Raw genomic sequence first — 20,434 nt, 5'->3', positions numbered from 1 at the left:
CCCTACGCTGGGTGTTCCAGCTTTTCCTGTGGGTGCGTCTGGTGGTGCTGGAGGGCAGGCCCCGGGTGCTCAACCTGACACCCCATCACGAGACGGCAGCCCGTCTGCTGGGGGTGGAGCGATATTACCTCCTGGAATAAGAATGGTGCGGAATGTCGGTGAAGAGGCACTGTGGAGCAAAGTGGAAGCCCGCTGTGCCTACCTGCAGACCCAGCCGGACCTTATTCGGAGCCATACCCTCTTCCACTGGTGGCCGGGAGGATGATGAGGGAATGGATCAGAGGGATTTCTTATGAGTGGTTGCCTGAATGAAAACTGATCGGGTAAAGTTGGTATGATAAGCTTGGTTTGGCGCAGCGTAGAAGGCAGTCAACGCTGTGTTTTTGCTTTTTTACTGGGTCACCACCGCTCTTCTACGAATAACCCACAGTGCAAGGTTGGGTAGATAACGCAATACCAGAGCTCCCATGAAGAAAATCAGGCTCAGAAGTACCAGGAAGGGCCACACAGCCCTCGATGTCCAGTACCAGCTACCCGATAATTCAGACGGAACAGTGTCCAACAATACCCGCCCGCCCGAAACCTGGGCCACGGTAGTCAATACATCACTCCCTCGAGCATCAAAACCATAGCGGGGCAGATAGGGGATGGAAAAATCCACCTGCGCCGCAGGAGGCAAGGGAGGGATGTTGGCAGCAATCGTGAAGGGGCGGTTCTGGAGTGGGATAGGGCTTTCCATGGCCCGAATCTCTACTTGGTAGCTACCCTGGTTTTCAGCTCTAAACCGGGCCTCATAGCGACCTGGGGCGCTTTCGTGCAATGGCACCGCCCAACCCAGCCCACCTGGAAGCGTGACCTCCGCTTGCAGGTTGAGCTGGCTGTGGGGTTCGTCTTGCGGGGTAAGCGCTTCTACCAGCAAATGCACGTTGTTGCCTTTACGATCCACCACGGGGTTCAGCCCCAAACGGGCTGTGGTGGGCAACACCGCATGTACCACCTGCGCCCACAACCGGGGGTACTGGGGCGATTGGATCCACTCGCTGGCCCAGGGGCCGCTGGCCTGCGAGGTGAAGGCTACCACCTGCCCTAGCCCGTAGCGCCAGGAGGCCAGAATGGGGTCGCTGCCAGGCCCCAGGAGATGCACCAGAGCCTCTGGCTTGGCAGTGGTCTGCACGTAGGCCCGTAGCGGCGGTAATGTATCGGGAAGTCCTTGCAACCAGCCCACGCTTCGGTCACGCCAGACGGGCACAAAAGCCTCCTGCTTGACCGGGGTCTTGGATTGCAGCAGCGCTTCTTGGGCCAGGATGGCCGGCAAGGCTTGCCAGTCGGTGGTAGCGTGAGCTACACCACCCCCCCAACGAGCAATGTTTTCCATTAGATCCAAGCGGGCCCCATCTCCAACGGCTACCGTGCTCAAGGTGATGCCCGCCGCCACGATGCGCCCCACCACCCCCTCGAAGTCCCCCGGCGTGGAAAGCCCGTCGGTCAGCAAGACCACATGCCGCCCCGCCGCATCCACCTTCTGGAGGGTTTGCAGGGCCAGCTCGAGGGCCGGGTAAATCGAAGTGCCACCCCCCGGTTCAACCTTATTCAGCTTTTCTGCAAAGCCTGCTCTATCCCGGATCGATTGCATCGGCACCACCAGGTTGGCAATAGCATCGAAGGCAACTACCCCTGCCAGGCTCTCCGGGTGCAACAAATCCAGTGCGCCCAAAATGGCTTGTTTGGCAATGTCAATGCGGCGCACCTGTCCGGCGGGCTGGTTCATGCTGCCCGACTTATCTATCACAAAGAGCGTGGCTACTTTGGGTGCTTCGCGGGGCACCCTGCTGGAAAGCGGTGAAAGGCGTTCCAGGGTGGTCTGATAATACCCTCCAGGGCCAAAGCTGCTATTTCCACCCAGGATCAGCAACCCCCCTGCCTGCTCTCGTACCCAGCGCTCCAGCACCACCTGGCGCTCGGATGGCAGTCGGATGACCGGCAGGTTCATAAGGATGGCTACTTCAAACGCGGCCCACTCCTCTAGAGATTTTGGAATGTTCTCTGGACGCACCACCCTCACATCCAGGCCTTGCAAACGCAGCGCCCTGACCAGAATTTCAGCTTGCTGATCCTCGCTGGTGAAGATGCCTACCCTGGCCGAGGGCTGTACTGCGACCAGGGCACGGGCTTGGTTATTTTGCGGGAAAGTATCGCCAGGAGCCAGTACCTCGAGGCGATAGTTGTAGTTCCCGGCTGCTGCTTCCCGTAAGGGGGTTTCGATACGGTTGCGTCCAGCCAGTAGTTGAACAGCCTGCTCGGCCCAGAGCTTTCCTTCTCGCCAAACCCGCAACTGGGCTTGGGTGGCCCGGTCGCTGTAGACGATGCCCTGGAGCAAAAAAGTATCTCCCGCATGAATCAGCCGGGGCAGGGTCACTTGTTCCACCACCACTTCACCCGCAGGAATACCCCCCACCGGTAGAACATCCACAGCAATTCCACGGGCTGCGATTTGGGCGAGGCTATCGGTAAAGCTACCGCTGGTCTCGATACCATCGGCCACCAAGACGATTCGATTGGAAGCTCCCGGCGGAAGCAGGCCTGCAGCCAGCGACAGGCTGGCCTGGAGGTTGCTGCCTGGAACAGATGGCGCGGGCGTGAGCGTCTTCGAATGGCCTATATCCGATCCCAGCAGCGGCGGGTCTCCCAGCCAGACCAAGCCCAGTGGGGCCCTCGAGCGGCCCACCACCTGGTTCAGGTATGCCTCGAGGCGCTCTCTCGCACCACCTACATAGAGTTCGGGTTGATCGGCCACCACAGCCTGGTAGTGCTGGCGGGTTGGCAGCGGAAGGCGTGGGTCGAACAGGGCCAGCAACAGCAGCAGCACCGCAAGACCTTGCAGCAACAACATAGCCCTGCGACGCCAGGCCAGTGGGTTGTGGCGGGTCAGGTTTTGTGGGTTCAAGAAACCTTCGCTACGCCCAGCCAGCCACCCCTCCACCAGCAAGACCCCCAGCGCAAGGACCACCAGCCCACCCCACAGCAGCCAGACCGGCCTCGAGGTTTGTGCCGCCTCCGGTACTGCTGCGCTGCGGCTTTGCTCGAGGCGTAGATCCGACTCCTGGGGGTAAAATCCATTCACCGCAATGGGATAGCGTACCCCGCCGGACTCAAGCACCCAGATACCCGCTTGCTGGGGTCTGAAGGTGTTCTCCAGTGCCCGCAATAGCCAGCGGTTCAGATTGGAATCCTGGGCCTGTGTGGTGGCCTCGGAAAAGCCGATAGGTAGTAGCACCGGCTGGCCTCGAGGGTTCCACAATTGCCAACGAAACGCCAGAAGCCTGGGGTCTATAAGGCAGGGTTCGCCCACCAGGCAATAGGTCGAGCCCTCCAGGCGGGGTTCAGCCCAACGCAGCAGGTTGGCCACAAACACCGGGAAGCTGGTTTGGGTAGCCCAGTTGGAATCTTGCAAGGCGAAAGCTACCACCACTTCGCGCCCATAGGCATTGGTGCGCGCTTGCACCAGGGGCTTTCCGCCCGCCTCGAGCAAAACTTCCGCTCCGGCCAGCCGGGGAATCTCCAGGGCTCGGTTGAGCAATACCTCCGACCAATCCAGCGAAATCGAGAGCGGATGTTGGCTCTGCCAGCCGCTTGGGTAGGGATCGTCCAGCAGACCGGGTCGAGCCATACCGGGGGTAGGGTTGGTGTTGATCCACAAGGTATGGGTGCGGGGGTGGCGTTCCAGCAAGACCCCATCCACCACCACCAGGTTATAGGTATCACTGTCAGCAGGCAGTCTTTCTGCAGCAAACACCTCGAGGTTGGACATGGCCAGAAGCGCTTTTTGCAAAGCCGGATTGACCGCTCCCAAATACAGCACTCGAGGTTTGAGGGGGGTGGTCGCCAGGTGGAAGAAAGCCCGGTTGTCGCTGGGTAAGTCATCTGGGGGCAGTCGCAACTCGACCACCCCCGCCCCCGGCGGGGTGACCTCGATGCGGAAGAAGCTGGCCCGGTTGGGGGTAAGCCTGACCTGTGTCTTGAGCAAAGACCGAACCGAACCGTTGATAGCGTGAAACCAGGCTTCAACTGTCACCTCCTTGCTTTCACCAGCAAAGTTGGTAATATGCCCTTCCAACCGCCACAAACCCGGCCTGTTGACCGAGGCTTCCGGTGTCACCCGATAAAACCCCACATTGGGAAGCGCCCTCCCCAGGGATCGGGTTTCCAGAGCCTCAGCTGCAACGGCTCGAGCCAGCACCGACTGGGCCTGCTGCATTCCCTGGGCATCGCTGTAAAGCACCACCCGCAGGGCTTCTCCTTCTACCTGCAAACCCGCCAACAACGGCAACGCCTCGCGCCAGTTGGCCCAGCCCTCGCTCCCCGAGACCCTGCTTAGCAGGGTTTCTATGTTCCCCACATTCTGCTGCCGGGCAATCGCCGCATAGGGCACATTGCTCACTACCACAAGCGAAACCCGGTTGCCCCGCTGGGCCTGCACCTCACGCAAGATCTGGGCCTTGGCAGCTTCAAACCGTGATGGTTTCACATCCACCGCCTGCATGCTTTGTGAGGCATCCAACAGATAAATCGTATGTTGCCCTTTGGCCGGCAGCGCTCCCCAAATGGGTTGGGCCAAGGCCAGCGCCAGCAGCACCACAAATAGAATTTGTAGGAACAACAAGGGGTTGAGCGGGGGCGGTTCTTTGGGGGTTTGGGGTAGGAGGTCGTGAGCAATTTTGCGCCACAGGTAGAGGCTGGAGACTTCCTGGGTACGGCGGGTACGTCGCCTCAAGTGCAGCAGCACAATCAGCAACCCCACCAACCCCACCAGCAACCACAGGGGAAAAAGCAAACTCACCGCAGCAGACCCCCCGCCTGAAAATCGCGCAGAAACAGCAGCTCGAGGTTATCATCCGAGCGCACCTGAAAATAAAGCCCCTGCTGGCGCTGGAGCAAGGCTTTAAGGCTTTCCTTCCAGTTTTCCAGATGCTCCATGTAGCGCTGGAGCAAGCCCGCATCCAAAACAAGCTCTATTTCCTCCCCGTTTTCAACATCGGCCAGGCGCAAACCCCCTGACCCGACGCGTTCTGGCTCCACCTCATCGGGGGCCAGCACATGGATTCCCACAATATCCTGGCGCAACCCTTGCAAAAGAGCCACGGCTTCCTCGGCGCCCTCCCCCATCCAGTCGCTCACCAAAAACAGTAATCCCCCTCGGCGCAAGCGCGGCGCAGCTTTGGCTACGACTTTGGGCAGCAAGGTAGTGTCACCTGGCTTGAGGTGTTGCAGCCAGGCAAAAAGTTCACTGGCTTTGTAGATACCGCGAAACATCGGCGACCACCGGATGCACTCCCCCGAAAAAGCCCCCAGCAACACCTGATCGCCTCCTGCGATGCCCGTATACGCAAGCCCTGCCGCAATCTTTTGAGCGAAAGTGAATTTCTCCGGCGCCCCCTGCGCCATCGAAAGGCTGGCATCCAGCAACACCGTTACCGAAAGCTGCTGGTACATGGTGAACTGCTTGATAAAAGGCTGTCCCAGGCGGGCTTCCAAATAGGGGTCAAGATAACGAATATCATCACCAATCTGATAGGGTCGGTGTTCGGCAAACTCAATACCAGGCCCCTTGGCTTTGGAACGGCGCTCCCCGATGCCTAGGCTGGCCAGCGCCCGCCGCACGACTAATTTTTTGCGGATCAGCTGCTGTAGCAAAGGGGTGGGAACCAGGGCACCATTCACCAGGACTCACCCGCTCCATCTACCCACAAGCCGCTCATGCAGCCTTGTTCCCCACGGTCTCATTAAATATGCGCTCCAACAACCCGTCCACGTTAATTCCTTCGGCCTGCCCCTCGAAATTCAGGTTGAAGCGGTGACGCAGGGATGGGAACAAAACAGCTTTGAGATCGGAAAAGCTCACGTTATAGCGGCCCTCAAACAGCGCATGGGCCTTGGCGGCCAGGATAAGCGCTTGAGCCCCGCGTGGGCTCACGCCAAAACGCACATAGCGCTGCACTTCTTTGAGGTTTTTGGAATCGGTGGGTTGGGTGGCCAATACAAACTTGGCTACCGCCTGGCGCACGTGCGATGCCATTGGAACCGCCCTGGTTAACTTTTGCAGGTACAGGACATCCTCGGGGGTAAGTACCTGTTCGGCCTTGGCTTCCTCAGCCCCAGTGGTCAGTTCCAAAATTTCTTCCAGCACATTTTCGGGTGGATAAGGGATCTGTACCTTAAAGAAAAAGCGGTCAATCTGGGCTTCTGGCAGTAGATAGGTTCCCTCTTGCTCGATGGGATTCTGGGTCGCCAGCACAAAAAAGGGCTCAGGAAGGGCGTGTTGTTTACCGGCTACGGTGACGGTATGCTCTTGCATGGCTTCCAACAGGGCCGATTGGGTTTTGGGGGTAGCCCGGTTAATTTCGTCGGCCAGCACCATCTGGGCAAAGATGGGGCCGGGCTGAAAATCCAGATGGGTCTTGCCCTGATCATCGTGAATCAGTACTACCGTACCGGTAATGTCGGCTGGCATCAGGTCGGGAGTGAACTGCACCCGTGAAAAGTGCATACCAAATACCTGGGCAATAGTGCGCACCAGCAGGGTCTTGCCCATCCCCGGGGCGGCTTCCAACAACACATGCCCTCCACAGATCAGGCTCATCAATACCTGATCTATAGCTTGCTTTTGACCGACCATCACCCGGGCAATTCCCTCGCGGGCTTGCTGCAACTTGGCCAGCTCATCTTCAAGGTTGACCGTTTCCACTATGGGTTCTCCTTTGCTGGGGTGAAGTAGTTACGCACGATACTGCGGTTCTGGCTTTGCAAGTAACCCAGTCCTATAGGCACTTCTTCCTGTTGCGTCCAGTTCTGGACCGGTGCCTCTCCACCCACTACACCTCGCAGGCCATCCGGAGAAGGGGGGGCCATGATCTGGATACGTCGTCCCGACTGTGGAGCCTGGAACGGCAGTTTGACCTGCTGCGCATTGGGCCTGGACGGCAAGGGAGTTCCCCTGGCTCCAGACTGCCCTCCTGGATCCTTACCGGCCTGATCGCCAAAACCACCAGCAGCACCCCCTGGAGGCCGATTAATCTGGGAGCGAGCCGACGCTTCAGCATCCTTGGCTTGCTGCGCCCGCGCCAGGGCATACTGGTCTCCACAGGCCTCGCCCCCACAATCGGTCTGTTGTTTCTGGGTTTGCGGTGGGGTCTGGGGAGCCTGGGGTTCACTCGAGTTTTGGGTCTGTTTCTCCAGTTCCTTGGCCAGTTGGTTCAGGCTCTGGGTCGGATCGAACTGTACAGCTTGTTTTTGCGGGGTTTGCTCTGAATTCGTAGGGGCTAGGCCTTGTGGCTGGGGTTGCGAAGATTGCACCGGGTTGGCTATCTCGGCTTCACTCTGGCCTTGGACATTGGTGGCCTCAGATGGTCTAGCAGATGGGCTGGGTAAGTTGTAGTTTCGCTGGATACGCTCGGTCAGCCGCCCAATCTCCTGCTGAAGCACGGGTGTGCTGAGGCGCCCAGCCTTGATATCAGATTTAAGCCGCTCAATGGAACGAGCTGTGGCTTGCAGATAGGGGTCGTTGCTGCGCTCGGCATCTTTTTGGATTAGTTCCCCGACCCGCTCGAGCTGGGCTACTGTAGCCGCTTTCTCTTCGGGGCTCAGGGCATCGCCCTGGGGCAAGGTGGTTACTCTAAGGAGGGGCAGCCACTGCAATCCAAGCGCCAATACCCCCAGCCCCAGGGCATAGGCCAAGGTCTTGGGAAAACCAAAGCGCACCAAAGCACCAGGCTTCAATACCTTCGAGCGTTGGGCCGCATCTTCGATCAGGGCCGAATAGATCTGGGCATGGATGGCATCCCTCGGGGCCCTGGGCGCCACTTCCAGTGCAGTGCTCAATCGCTCGTTCAAGACCAACCGCTGATCTACTTGTTGTGCCATCTGGCTCAGGCTAGGAACCGTGTGCAGCAGGAACAGCAGCAAGCCCACCGTCCAAACCCCCACAAACCCCCACAAGACCATGATGGTTATTTGCGAATTGGACCATAACCCTACCCAGCGCAGCAAGCCCAGCACTACACCTACTATTGCGGTTCCCAACAACCCCCAACCCATGCCCTCCACAAAGCGCCGAATCTGAAGGCGCATACGGCTGGCTCCCAGGTACTGCTTCAAGCCTCCAAGGCGCTCTTTTGTCATAGAAGGGGTCATCTGCATTCTCCGGGTCCTAATCCGGCAAACTAAACACAAAGAGCGCGTTACCTCCTGCGCCAGGGCGCAGATCTGGGGTTAGCTCCAAGAGTCGTTCTATATCGGTGCCACCCCCAAGCGCAACGGCTACGTATTGTTTGCCCTCGACTGAATAGCTTATGGGTGTTCCGGTCACCGGCCCACTGGTCACGGTCTCCCATAGCACCTTTCCACTTTCCGCATCGAAGGCACGGAAGCGGCGGTTTACATCTCCGGCAAATACCAACCCACCCGCTGTAGTCAACACTGCTCCTATGGGTGCAGGTTGCGTGTAGCGCCACAAGGTCAGGCCCGTAGATACCGAGATAGCCTCCAGCACCCCAAGCTGGTCGGGTTGGCTGGCCGCAGGTTTCAACTGAGTGGTGATTTCCTCACCCGATATCCCAACTTCCATGCAAGCATTGACCAGCGGGATATAGATGGCTTTTAGTTCAGGCGCATAGGCCGAAGCTGCCCAGTTTTTACCTCCAAGATTGGAAGGGCATACCCTGACCGAACCCGCCTTGGGTATCACTGTTTCGTTCAGAATTGGCTTACCGGTTCCCTTATTGATGTCGCGAATAAGGTTCTGACCAATGGTTTCTCGAGCCCAAAGAAACTCACCACTTGCCGCATCCAATGTCCAGACCAAACCCGTTTTGCCCGGAACGCCGGTGATCACCTTGCGCTCTTGCCCTGCTATCACTTTTGGGCTAATCCACTTCACTGTGTTGGCATCAGGTGATACTTCTGTGGTTACCACCAGGCGCTCATATGTATGATCCATCCCCCAGTTATCCCTGGGTAAATGCTGGAAACTCCAAACAATTTCTCCAGTATCGGGCTTCATGGCCAGCGTGGCGTTGGTATAGGCCAGCTCGGCTGCACCCGAACCACGGACTTCTTCAGATAAAGGCAGGGGAACCGAAGTGCCCCAAAACAACAAATCCAGCACAGGATCGTAACTCCCAACCAGCCAGGCCCCGACCTGCTGGCGTTTTTCGACGGCTACACTACCCCAGGTGTCCTCTCCAGCCTCTCCAGCTTTGGGTACCAGATAGCGTCGCCAGAGCTCGCTACCGGTCTGGGCATTGTGGGCAACGATAAAGCATCCTTCTGTCGCGGTGGTGGCACAGGCTCGTCCAGTAATCACCTTGCCCTTAACCACCAGGGGGCCTGCCACATGGGTCATCTGTTTATAGTCGCCTATCTGGGTTTCCCAGGCCAGTTTGCCGGTTTTTGCATCCAGCGCAATCACATAACCATCGGCAGTCGCATGATAGATTTTATCTTGGTAGATGGCAATGTTTCGGGTAGTACGCTGCACGTACAACGGTGTGATGTCCACATCCTTGGGCAACTCCCGCGCATAGGTCCACAAACGGTCACCGGTTTTGGCATTGTAGGCTTCAATGGTGTCCCCAGGTTGGGGTAAATACAAGACTCCCTGATACACAATAGGTGTGACCTGTACGACTCCTGCTGCAATAAACGATGACCAGGCAAACTGAAGATTCCGCACGTTTTCTTTGGTGATCTGGTTTAGTGGGCTGTAGCCAGCACCATCATAGGTACGGCGGTACATGGGCCAATCGGCGGGGTTGGGGTTCTCGAGCACAGCATCGCTCGCCGGTCCAGAGCTAGTTTGTACTCCAGGACGGTTGGTGCTGTAGATCAGCCAACCCGCAATAGCCAGTACTGCCACGATGATGATAGGTAGGAATCGCCTCATGAACTTAGCTCCTGTTAAACCCTGGTTCTGGCCCGTAACTTTCTCCACCCGCTTCCCACCAGAAACAGTGCTATCAACAAACCCACCACCAGCGCGGTAACGAGGGTATTGGAAGTCTGTTGTCTAGCTTCCTCAACTGCGCCCGCCTTGCCTGGAATGCCATATTGCTCCATCAAGCGGTCAATGGTTCCATCTTTGACCAAAGAATCAATGGCCTGATCGAGCAGCGTGCGCAAGTAGGTATCTTTGGCACGCAAGGCCATCCCGAACTGAATGACCGGCGCTTGAAAATTGCCGGTTGAGATCACCTGCACCGAGGCCGCTTTGGGATTACCCTTGAGGGCGGACAGTAGCGCTGGCTCCCAAATGACAATGCCCTCTACGGTTCCGTCCAGCAGTTTTTCAACCAGAATTTGGTTGTTGAAGAAGGGAAAGCGCTGAAGGCGCTGGTTTTCCGGAAGCGATTGGAGGTGGCTCACCAAGCGCAGATCGGCAGCAGAGATAAACCGTGTACCGATGGCTTTATCAGTCGGGATATCCTCGAGGCGGGTATAGCTAGGGTTGGTCACCGCCAGCACAAATCTGGTGTGGGCATAGACGCGACTGAAGGTGAGCCATTCGGGATAGGTGTTGCCGGTCAGATTAAACCCTGTAAACACCTCACAGAAGTCTGAAAGGTATATCAGCAACTCCTGATCGCTCAGGGGGAAGCTATAGTCAAGCGGCTGGGCTTTATTGAAAGGCTTTATGTCATAAAAATTGGCTTTTGAAAGTAGGGCTTTAGCAATCTCTGTTGCCACTGCACGGTTGAAATCTGCCGCCAAGGTAACTGGGTTGATACAAAAAGTGATGGCATCTCCCTGCACCGAACGGCGGTTTTGCAAAAGATCGCGGGGGACAGGCGGGTCTTTGGATTGGGCCCAGGCACAGCCCCCTATAACTAGAAGCGCTAGCATCCACGCTAGCCCTATCTGCCTCGATTGAATTGCTCGATCCATTGTTGGTCTGAACGGCTTTCCTAGAATAGCCGGGTGGGAGTTAATCTCCCAGCCCGGCTAAACAGTGCTGGAGATTTAGTCAAGAGCAAACACAAACACGGCGTTTGAACCCGACTTAAAATCTACCTCTGGTACTGCACTCGACAAAATTCCATCGGCTAGGCCTGACCCCGCCACTACGGCCACGTATTGCTTGCCATCCACTGCATAGGTCACCAGGTGACCGCTAATGGTGGAAGGCAGGCGGGTGGACCACAGCAGTCGGCCATTGCGTGCATCGTGGGCACGAATCCTCGAGTCCTGCCCACCGGTAAAGACCAGGTTACCAGCAGTAGTGAGCACCGCTGCGTAGTTTGGCGCTTTCTGCTCAAACTTCCACAAGGTCTTGCCCGTCTCCACCGAAATAGCTTCTAAGCGACCCATATTGGTCTGTCCTGGGGCCAACTTCCAGGTTAATTCGGTGGCATAGACATCTCTGGGAGTGGGCTCAGCCGAACTGGGTTTCATCGTCGAGCAGGCGTTGTTGAGCGGGACAATGATGGCGTTCAACGGGGGGAAGTAGGCTGCCGGGGGCCAGTCCTTACCACCTAGGAAGGTCGGGCACACTTCGTAAGACTTGCCCACTTCCTTCAAAATTGTGTCATTATTTAGAGTCACGTTACCCCGGTTGTCAATCTTGGAGATCATGTTTTGAACAACCGTATTGCGGGCATAAATGAACTCACCCGTGCGGGCATCCAGGTTCCAGAAGGTACCGACCTTACACGGCACACCAGCCAATACCTTGCGGGTTTCGCCGCTGCGGATGGCGGGGTTAACGGCCAGGGCTGCGTCGGGAGCTGGAGCAAGCCTGGTGTTGATCAGCATCATCTCAAAGGTGCACTCCTGATCCCAGGAGTCACCCGGCAGCAGTTGACGTCGCCATACCACTTGTCCGGTCTTGGGCTTGACAGCCCAACGGGTGTTGGTACCGGCTTGCGAGCCCGGCCCACCGGTGACCACATCACCACTGGCTGGCAACGTCCCGCGTACAGTAGGGGAAGCAGGACCAGTGCCAGTAGAGCCGTAGTACACAATATCGGTCTGGGGATCGTAGGTTAGGTGGCCCCAGGCCCCGGTCATCCAGCGCGACTCAAAGGGGGTATTGTTCCAGGTTTCGTCCCCCGGCTCACCTTTGCGTGGGATGAAGTAATTGCGCCAGAGTTCTTCCCCAGAGTCGGCGTCGTGCCCAGTGGCATAGCAGCCAAAGCCCGAGAACTGGCAGCTACTGCCGGCCACTACCACCCCATTAGCGACAATGGGCGCAGAAGCATACATGACCTCACCCACATCCCCGCGTGGGGTTTCCCAGGCCACCTTCCCGGTTCTGGCATCCAGGGCCACCACAAAGTTGTCGCCGGTAACGGTGTAGATTTTATCCTTGTAAATTGCGATACCACGCTTGATCTGGCCGAGGTAGTTGGCGAATTTATCCCTACCTTCAACCTTGCGGCGATACTCCCAGATCAGGTCGCCGGTTCTGGCGTCGAGCGCCTGGATCACATCGCTGTTGTTGGGCAGGAACATAACCCCGTTGCGGATAAGGGGGGTACCTTCGTTCCATCCCGATTCCATGGCCCGCGACCATACCAGACGCAGCCTGCTTACATTGGCTGTGTTGATCTGGTTCAGGGGGCTATACCCCCAGGCATCAAAAGTGCGGCGGTACATCAACCAATCGCCAGCGGGCGGGTTCCTAAGCTGCGCATCGGTAACGGGTACAAAGTTGGGGACGGTCTTCTGACCAAACCCCACTGCACCCACCAACATGACCAATGCCGAGAACAACCACTTTCCTTTCATGCACCCTCCTTCTTGAAACCAGATCGCTGCAATCCCTACTGTGGGATTCCAATCTGCTTGAGGTCGTCCGGGTTGGCCCTGAGTTCGGTTTGGCCTGCCGGATAGTTATTAGAACGCAAGATGAAGGCAATAATATCGATGTAGGCCTGATCACTCAGGCTACCCGTCCGGCCTGGGGGCATGCGGGTCTTGGTGTACTCGAACAACTCACCCACGGTTTTGCCGCCCCACCTGGATCGGAAGGTAGCCCGTACCAACCCCGGTCCACCGGGGCTTCCACCCAGTTCGCTGCCATGGCACCCTGCGCACCCATTTCCACCATCTAGATAGGCAGCCCGGCCCCGATCGGCCTGTGCAGCTGTAAAAACACCATTGAGGACCGTGCGCGGCCCAGAGGGATTGGCAGGAGCTACCGCCTGGGGTTGCGTCGCCGGTGCTTGCTGGGCCTGGGCAGCTTTGGCGGCAGCTTCCTGGGCGGCCTTATCGAAAGCGATGGTTTGCAGCGCCCGTTGGTCGGGAGGCAACAGGGCCGTACCTGCCTTGTACTGATTGGTTTGCAGGATGAAGGCGATGATGTCTGAGGTTTGCTGAGCCGTCAGCGAGTTGGGCTTACCCACCGGCATACGGGTTTTGATATAGTCGAAGAAATCACCCAGGGTTTTTTCCTTCCATCTGGTCTGGAAGGACGCACCAGCCAGCACGGGCGCGGTGCCACCGATCATATTGGCTCCGTGGCAGCCAGCACACTGAGCACGATAGACCTCCTTGCCACGATCAGCCTGGCGGGCTGTATAAACCCCATCCTGAACAGCTTTTTGGGCTATTTGCGTGGGCGTACCGCTCTGCCCTTGTGGCGAGTCGTGTTGGGCAAGAACCACCAGCCCTAAAGACAACAACCCCACACCTACCCATAAAGGTTTAAACTTCACTCGTTCCTCCCTATTCCACTCGCCCACACTTACCAAGCGGTGTTTTGGTATTGATTTGAAAAAAACTATATTACCTATCAGATTTATTTTCAAGTATCAAAGTATTTTTGACGCTTGACATAACGAGCTTGTTTTACTCAGCGACAAATCGTACATTCTGGAGATGCCGATGCTAGCTGATAACGGCTCAGGATAGACAGGAATTGCCCCTCACGCTGGATGTTTTGCATGGCTTTGACAATTTCGCGCTTCAGGGTCAGATCGCCCTTCCACAAACCCATAACCAGCGGATAGCGACCTAGCCAGGGGGGTAGCAGCTCTACTTTCCAGCCATGCTTGCCGCCCAACTGGCGGGCCGTGAGAGTTTCGGTCACGGCGAGGTTGAAACGGCGGCTGAGAAGGCCTTGCTCGAGCTCCACCACATCATTGACCACAATGGCTTCAGCCTCACGCTCGCGCAAAAACTGTCCCAGTGCCACTCGATCCAGCCCTGCCACTCCCAGAAAAACCCCCACCCTGGCTCCTTGTATCGAAGCTAGTTGCGGGGTGGCGACCAGGGTCCAGCCGGTTTCCAGATACGGCGGGGTGACATCCAGGAAACTGCGGCTGAGGGGAGAATCTACCACACCCCCCGCCAGGATCTGGCACTGCGCACGGGTCACCCGCCAGTTGCGAGGATTGAGGTCGCGGCCCATGGTAGAGATCACGTTGACATTGAGGCGCAAGCCCATCCGCTGGGCAATTTGCTGGGCCAGTTCAATGTCAATGCCGGGTGGATTGGCTTGAGGGGTGGCCAGGGGTGGATAGTTTTGCGGTACGCACAGGCTGAGTACCCCTACTTGCCGCACATGCTTGAGCGAGGTATCGGGGGGCAAGAAATTGGCAGCGATAAGAGCCAGTGCCAACACCAGCGGAAATCCCAGATCCTTCCAAGCCATGTGCTATTGCCTCGAGAAATCCCACAGCGCCCACAGGAAAAACACCCCACACATACCCCCCAGCACAATAAGGCCCAGGCTGGGGTCAAACTGGTAGAAGTTGATCAGGGCACCACGCAGGGCATCTACCGCATAAGTCATGGGGTTCCAACTCACCAACAAAACCAGCCATTCTGGATAGGTCACCACGGCTTGTACACGGGTGAGAGCCGGGTCAAGTGGAAAAATAGAACTGGAGAGAAAGTACAGGGGCAAGATAATCAGGTTGGAGAAAACCCCAAAGCCCTCGAAACTTTTCACCCGGTTGGCAATTACAATTCCCAACGAGGTCAGGCCAAAACCCAGCAGGAGCATCAGTCCCAGGGCCTTGAACACCGCCGGCCAGCTCAGGGCCACATCGGTAAAGCGGGCCAGTAGCAATACCAGGATACCGTGGAACAAAGCCACCGTGGTGCCTCCCAGCACCTTGCCCAGTAGCACCGCAGCTCTGGAAGCCGGCGAGACCAACACCTCACGCAAGAACCCAAATTCCCGATCCCAGATCACCGAGATAGCCGACTGTACCGCCGTATACATCATGTTGAGAGCAATAACCGCTGGAAACAGAAACTGGATATAGGTGTAGGGAACGATGAAGCGAACCTCTCCGTAGACTTCTCCACGGAAGTAGGGATTGAGGCCAATGCCCATGATGAGCACCCAAAGCAACGGACGGCTCACCCCGCCAATCAACTGGCCCCGGTCGCGGATGGCTCGCTTGATCTCCCGCAGCCAGATGGCATAGACTGCGTCCAGCTGGTTAAGCACCGAGGGTGGGGTGGTTTTATGGGTCATTGGGTGTGCTCCCCTCCTCGCTTACCAAACTCCAACATGGCGTCTTTGCCTCCAGCGGCCTGATCGCGAATGGCCCGCCCGGTGAGGGCCAGAAAGACATCCTCGAGGCTGGCGGTTTGCAGGTTGGAACTGCGGATTCGCGTACCAAACTCTGCAAAGAACGCAGCCACCTGGCCCTCACTTAGATTGCGGACGCCGAGCTTGCCCTGGTGTTCTAACGCTTGCGGATATTTCCCCAGAATGGCAGCCCTTGCGAGCGCATCTTTGGGTTCAACCCACAGGACTTCCTGACCATAGGTGGCCCGGAGTGCTTCGGGGGTATCGAGGGCCTGTATTTTTCCTTTGTCAATAATGCACACCCGGTCACAGCCTTCTACTTCATCTATATAGTGGGTGGTAACCAGTACGGTCATGCCACGCTCTTTTTGCAGGGCATAGATGTACTCCCAAATCCGGCTCCGGGTCTGGGCATCCAACCCTACGGTAGGCTCATCCAGAATCAACAAGGCTGGGTCGTGCATCAGGGCACGGGCAATCTCCAGGCGTCGCTTCATTCCACCCGAAAGATTGCGCACCAGGGCATCCCGCCACTTGGTCAGTTCAACCAGTTCCAATACTTCGGGGATCCGCTGCTTACGAAGTGCAGTCGGCACTGCGTAAATCCGCCCATGAAAGTCCAGATTCTCAAATACCGTCAAGCGGCTGTCCAGACTAGGCTCCTGAAATACTACGCCCAGGGATTGTCGGGCCATCACCGCCTGATTTACCACATCGAACCCGGCGATTTTGGCCTGCCCCGCATCGGGGAGGTGTATGGTACACAGGATGTGGACCAGGGTAGTTTTACCCGCACCGTTAGGCCCCAAAAGGGCAAACAACTCTCCTGCGGGCACTTCCAGACTCACCTGATCGAGGGCCAGGGTGCGCCCAAATTGCTTAGAGATGTTTTTGACCTCAACGGCCAATTCTGCCATCGGTAGCCGCCTCCTCGGGAATGCTGGGCAGGTGGGGGGAAAGCAAGCGCACCGCCTCGCGGGAAATCTCCCATAGCATTCGATTGTCAGGATCGCGCGGTCTGGAGAGGCGCTCAGTCAACGACAACTCGGCCACGATGCGCCCCGGATTGGCCGCCATTACCAGGACTCGGTCGGCCAAGAACACCGCCTCGAGGGGGTTGTGTGTCACCAGTATCACAGTTCCTTGTTGTTCCTTCCACAAATCCAGCACCTCGCTACGCATGGTCATGGCTGTAATCTCGTCCAAAGAACTAAATGGCTCGTCCAAAAGCAGCAGTTCGGGGTCCAGGATGAGCGACCGCGCCAGGGATACCCGGTGCTGCATACCGATTGAAATCTGGTAGGGGTAGTAATCGTAATAGCCTTTCAATCCCACCCGGTCTAGCCAGTTCTCTACCCGCTGGCCCACTCGTGGGGAAGGGCTGCTCTCGAGGGCAAAGTGAATGTTTTGTCGCACCGTCATCCAGGGCAACAGCCTGGCTTCCTGGAACACATAGCCGATAGCAGGCTGTTTTGGCTCGGAGGCATCGCGTACCTCAGTGTAGAGAATTTGACCTGTGTGCGCTTGATCAAGCCCACTCATGATGTTGAGCAGGGTGCTTTTGCCGCAGCCCGAGGGCCCCAACAAAGCCACAAACTCCCCGCTATGCACCTCGAGGTTCACCTCCTGTAACACCACTTTTTCCCCATCTTGCTGACGATATACTTTACCCACATCCTCACAGCGAATCCCAGCCATCAAATCACCTGCTCCACAGAACGTCGCCAACGGAAGGATCTTTCACTCAAGTAGAGCATGGCCATGTCCACAGCCGCCAGTACCAGCGTCATGGCAAAGCCATAGGCCAGAATCCCGCGCATCTCAAACATCTGAAAGTAAAAATTGATTTGATAACCCACCCCGCTGGTACGCCCCAGCAACTCGGCAAACACCACCATTTTCCAGGTCAGCGACAAAGCCCCTCGAGCCGTTCCCAACAGATAGGGTGCCAACTGCGGTAAAATCACCTGTCGCCAGATCTGGCTCCGAGGACGCCGAAGGGCTCGGGCCATCTCGACCAGCTTGGTATCAATGGCCCGAATACCCTCGCGCATTTGCACAATCACCTGAGGCACCAGGATGATTACCAATGCCACCACTGCCGCCGTATCGTTGAGGCCAATCAGCAGATAGGCCACCACCACCGGCAAGATACGCGGCATCGCCAACCCGGTAATCACCCAGGCCTCGAGCAGCTTATCCAGGGTTCTGGAGGCTCCGCTCAGTACCCCAATCAGCGTGCCCAGCATCATGGTGATGACAAAGGCCACCAGCACCCGCCACAGCGTCATCCAGATATGAAACCAAAGCTGCCCGCTCTGGTGTTCTTTGAGCAAGAACTGGATGGTTTCCACCGGCCCCGGCACTACCTTGGCCCCCATAATCCACGAGAGCGCGATCCAAACCACGAAGATAGAAACTAGGGAGATAACCCGCAGCCCCAATGTACGGAAAAAATCCGACGGAGCCTGGGTAGATGTTTGTGAAGCCACCGCCACCTTAAACCCCCTGGCCCTTCGGCCATCGTTTTGGTGGTAGCCATACCCGCCAAATATGGTTGCCAATCATGCCCTGCCTTTGAGCGGTATAATCAGTGTAAAAAACGTGCTTGCTCCTAAGAGCATACACTGCCAGAAGGGCTATTCTCGAAGCGCGCAGCCGGAAAACCATCCCATTATCCATCGAGCATCGCAAAATGGTTAGAGGTTGCCCTCGAGCCAGATAGCCCACAACTCACCTAATCTGCTGGGACAAACTCGGTGGTATAGGCCCTGGGATCAAAGCGTTGCACCCCCACCACCTCTGCTCCAGCCACCTGCACCATGCGTTGCACCAGGTTGTTCAATCCCACCACCACACCCGCATCCCAACGGGTTGGTAACCCAGCTTCCCAACGCCGCCGCACTGCGGGCATCAGCGAGGGGTCTGGCAGGGCGTACAGCCTTCTCTCCAGGATCTCCGTCCAGAAGGCATCAGTAGTCTTCATGCGGGCGTTGGCCAGTTGTACTGCCCGGAGCAGCCGCTGCAGGGCATCTTTGTCCAGATCGTTGCGGGCAATGATCAGGAGCAGTGGCAAATCTACCGGCGCTCCCATCTCGCGTAGCATCTGCTTAGCCGAGATGATCTCCCTGGATTCACCTGTAGCGACCTGACGGGCCACAAAATGCCAGAAAGGCAGACCTGCATCTATTTCCCCTTTGCGCAGCAACTCCGACATCAGTGGCGGTGCGGCAGCAATTACCCGGCTATCCTTTTGCGGATCGAAACCGTATTTGGACACCGCCAGGGCCCGCAGGATCAGCAGGCTCTTGTCGCCCAAGCTCTGGGCACCAATGGTCTTGCCTTTCAGATCAGCCACGGTACTGATGGGGCCATCGGCCTTGACCACCACACCCCCTGTGACCAGGCTGTATGGATAGACTGCCCTGGCCGGAATTCCTTGCTGCTGCATGCGCACGGCTTCGATAAAATCGTCCACCGTGACCTGCACTTCCCCAGCCCGCAAGGCCAGTTGGGTAGCGGGTTTGCTGGGATAGGTCACTTCCCTAACCTCTATTCCCAGTTGCTTATCAATGCCAAAGCGTTCAATGGCATAGATAACCCAGCTAAAGGTTCCCCCGGCCTGTAGACCTACCCGGATGGTCTTGACCCCTTGCGCCCATGCTCCAGCACTCAAGAGCACTGCTGCAATCAGAACCAATCCCCACACCCCTATTCCTCGCTTCATATCTACCTCCCCAAGTCGCTGGTTATCAAAACTGGGCTTTGTAAAAAATGTAATCCAGGATAGTATATGAAGGGGGCGGTACAAAACCCCATTCAGCTCTAAATTGGCATTACCATCCTGTTCTACACTACTATTCTTGTTACACACGTACGTCAGCCTCACACTTTTTTTGAACTACTTAATTTTATTTGATAGCTTACCATGTTCCCGGGCAAAGTAAATCTGCTTCCTGATCTTGGAGGAACCCATGCAAGTTGGTCACCTGATTAAGTCCCGACGGCTCCAGATGAAGCTTACCCTCACTGAAGTGGCCAAACGGTCTGGTCTTTCCGTGCCCTTTCTCTCCCAGGTCGAGCGGGGAGAAGCGGGGTTATCGGTGCAATCGCTGGTCAAAATTGCTGAAGCCCTGGGGGTTACCCTCAACTACTTTTTAAATGTTCCCGAGCCAGATACCCCCATCCGCTACGCCAAGGATTTCCACTTCTTTAGCCTGGTTGAGTCCAAGACCCGAATGGCCCGTATTGGCTCGGTAGACCCTAGCCGGCAAATTGAGCCTGTGCTTTCCATCGTTCCCCCCAATTACGAGACCGAGCTCATACAACATGCTGGGGAAGAATTTGTCTATGTGCTCAAGGGTGAAATCATCGTTAAATTAGGACGCAAGCAATACCGCTTGTCCACCGGTGATACCGCCCACTTCAAGTCCGGTATACGCCACCGTTGGCGAAATCCAACCAACCAGGAAGCCCATGTGTTGTGGATTGGCACTCCCAAATTGTTCTAGGTCATGCCCTATTGAGTTTGTCAAAATCATCAAGCCAGCAGGCCAGGCTGCCCAGTCATGGGCGTAGTACCCGAATGTACACCGAGCCTGCAGAGGCCAGCATTCTCTGCAAGCACCTGGCGTCAAACTACCATTGGGCCTTGGGGCATGTGCTAAATTCGACTTAGAGGCTGTCGTAAAAGTCTACTATGCTTGAAGGGTGACTTCTACACGTAGATTTTACCCCAGCGACCTCTCGGATGCGGAGTGGGTTCTCCTGGAGGGTGTGTCCTGAAAATAGGCAAACAGCCTAAACTGTTGGAATGAGCGAAATACGGGAACGGATGCATCAGTTGGTGGATGAGTACGAGCGGCTGGGAGAGGGGAAGAGTATAGCCGAGCAGGAGTT

15 protein-coding genes are annotated in these 20,434 nt (G+C 56.8%); 1 reads left to right on the top strand and 14 read right to left on the bottom strand.

Annotation, left to right across the window (positions count from 1 at the left end; translation table 11 throughout):
- Positions 1 to 391: 391 nt before the first annotated feature.
- The 14 genes from Mhypo_RS13260 to Mhypo_RS13195 form a co-directional block, all read right to left on the bottom strand.
- Positions 392 to 4,837 carry a VWA domain-containing protein gene (locus Mhypo_RS13260; RefSeq protein ID WP_119341767.1) on the bottom strand — a complete coding sequence of 1,482 codons (4,446 nt, stop codon included), beginning with the start codon at positions 4,835 to 4,837 and terminating at the stop codon, positions 392 to 394.
- Complete coding sequence (locus tag Mhypo_RS13255) at positions 4,834 to 5,718, bottom strand: DUF58 domain-containing protein (RefSeq protein ID WP_170148299.1); 885 nt, start codon at positions 5,716 to 5,718, stop codon at positions 4,834 to 4,836. Before Mhypo_RS13255 ends, Mhypo_RS13260 begins: the two co-directional genes overlap by 4 nt.
- Positions 5,719 to 5,752: 34 nt before the next feature.
- Positions 5,753 to 6,742 (bottom strand): AAA family ATPase, encoded by a 990-nt coding sequence (locus tag Mhypo_RS13250; RefSeq protein ID WP_240637252.1) that lies wholly within the window; start codon positions 6,740 to 6,742, stop codon positions 5,753 to 5,755.
- Positions 6,742 to 8,151, bottom strand: a complete 1,410-nt coding sequence (locus Mhypo_RS13245) for a hypothetical protein (RefSeq protein WP_147075430.1) — start codon at positions 8,149 to 8,151, stop codon at positions 6,742 to 6,744. Before Mhypo_RS13245 ends, Mhypo_RS13250 begins: the two co-directional genes overlap by 1 nt.
- Positions 8,152 to 8,203: 52 nt before the next feature.
- On the bottom strand, positions 8,204 to 9,985 hold the full coding sequence (locus tag Mhypo_RS13240; protein WP_147075432.1) for a pyrroloquinoline quinone-dependent dehydrogenase: 1,782 nt from the start codon (positions 9,983 to 9,985) through the stop codon (positions 8,204 to 8,206).
- On the bottom strand, positions 9,952 to 10,821 hold the full coding sequence (locus tag Mhypo_RS13235) for a substrate-binding periplasmic protein (protein WP_170148298.1): 870 nt from the start codon (positions 10,819 to 10,821) through the stop codon (positions 9,952 to 9,954). Before Mhypo_RS13235 ends, Mhypo_RS13240 begins: the two co-directional genes overlap by 34 nt.
- A 189-nt stretch (positions 10,822 to 11,010) precedes the next feature.
- Positions 11,011 to 12,777, bottom strand: a complete 1,767-nt coding sequence (locus tag Mhypo_RS13230; protein WP_119341762.1) for a pyrroloquinoline quinone-dependent dehydrogenase — start codon at positions 12,775 to 12,777, stop codon at positions 11,011 to 11,013.
- Between the two features lie 35 nt (positions 12,778 to 12,812).
- Positions 12,813 to 13,706 carry a c-type cytochrome gene (locus Mhypo_RS13225; RefSeq protein WP_170148297.1) on the bottom strand — a complete coding sequence of 298 codons (894 nt, stop codon included), beginning with the start codon at positions 13,704 to 13,706 and terminating at the stop codon, positions 12,813 to 12,815.
- A gap of 137 nt (positions 13,707 to 13,843) precedes the next feature.
- A complete protein-coding gene (locus Mhypo_RS13220; RefSeq protein ID WP_119341760.1) occupies positions 13,844 to 14,644 on the bottom strand; it encodes a substrate-binding periplasmic protein in 801 nt (266 codons plus the stop codon).
- Between the two features lie 3 nt (positions 14,645 to 14,647).
- The gene (locus Mhypo_RS13215) at positions 14,648 to 15,478 is read right to left on the bottom strand and encodes an ABC transporter permease (protein WP_119341759.1); all 831 of its coding nucleotides are present in this window, start codon (positions 15,476 to 15,478) and stop codon (positions 14,648 to 14,650) included.
- On the bottom strand, positions 15,475 to 16,452 hold the full coding sequence (locus Mhypo_RS13210; RefSeq protein ID WP_119341758.1) for an ABC transporter ATP-binding protein: 978 nt from the start codon (positions 16,450 to 16,452) through the stop codon (positions 15,475 to 15,477). The genes Mhypo_RS13215 and Mhypo_RS13210 overlap by 4 nt, the downstream gene beginning before the upstream one ends.
- Positions 16,433 to 17,209, bottom strand: coding sequence for an ABC transporter ATP-binding protein (locus tag Mhypo_RS13205; protein WP_240637251.1), 777 nt, complete (start codon positions 17,207 to 17,209; stop codon positions 16,433 to 16,435). The genes Mhypo_RS13210 and Mhypo_RS13205 overlap by 20 nt, the downstream gene beginning before the upstream one ends.
- 23 nt (positions 17,210 to 17,232) lie before the next feature.
- Positions 17,233 to 17,943 (bottom strand): ABC transporter permease, encoded by a 711-nt coding sequence (locus Mhypo_RS13200; protein WP_240637250.1) that lies wholly within the window; start codon positions 17,941 to 17,943, stop codon positions 17,233 to 17,235.
- A gap of 329 nt (positions 17,944 to 18,272) precedes the next feature.
- Positions 18,273 to 19,262 carry an ABC transporter substrate-binding protein gene (locus Mhypo_RS13195; protein ID WP_119341756.1) on the bottom strand — a complete coding sequence of 330 codons (990 nt, stop codon included), beginning with the start codon at positions 19,260 to 19,262 and terminating at the stop codon, positions 18,273 to 18,275.
- Between the two features lie 247 nt (positions 19,263 to 19,509).
- Between Mhypo_RS13195 and Mhypo_RS13190 the strand changes: the two genes are divergently transcribed.
- The gene (locus tag Mhypo_RS13190; RefSeq protein WP_119341755.1) at positions 19,510 to 20,046 is read left to right on the top strand and encodes a helix-turn-helix domain-containing protein; all 537 of its coding nucleotides are present in this window, start codon (positions 19,510 to 19,512) and stop codon (positions 20,044 to 20,046) included.
- The last annotated feature ends 388 nt before the right edge of the window (positions 20,047 to 20,434 follow it).

Origin of the sequence: Meiothermus hypogaeus, from assembly GCF_003574035.1 — a bacterium.
Lineage (GTDB): Bacteria > Deinococcota > Deinococci > Deinococcales > Thermaceae > Meiothermus > Meiothermus hypogaeus.
Note: the sequence above shows the minus strand (reverse complement) of the source record. Positions and strands in the feature narration are given on the sequence as shown.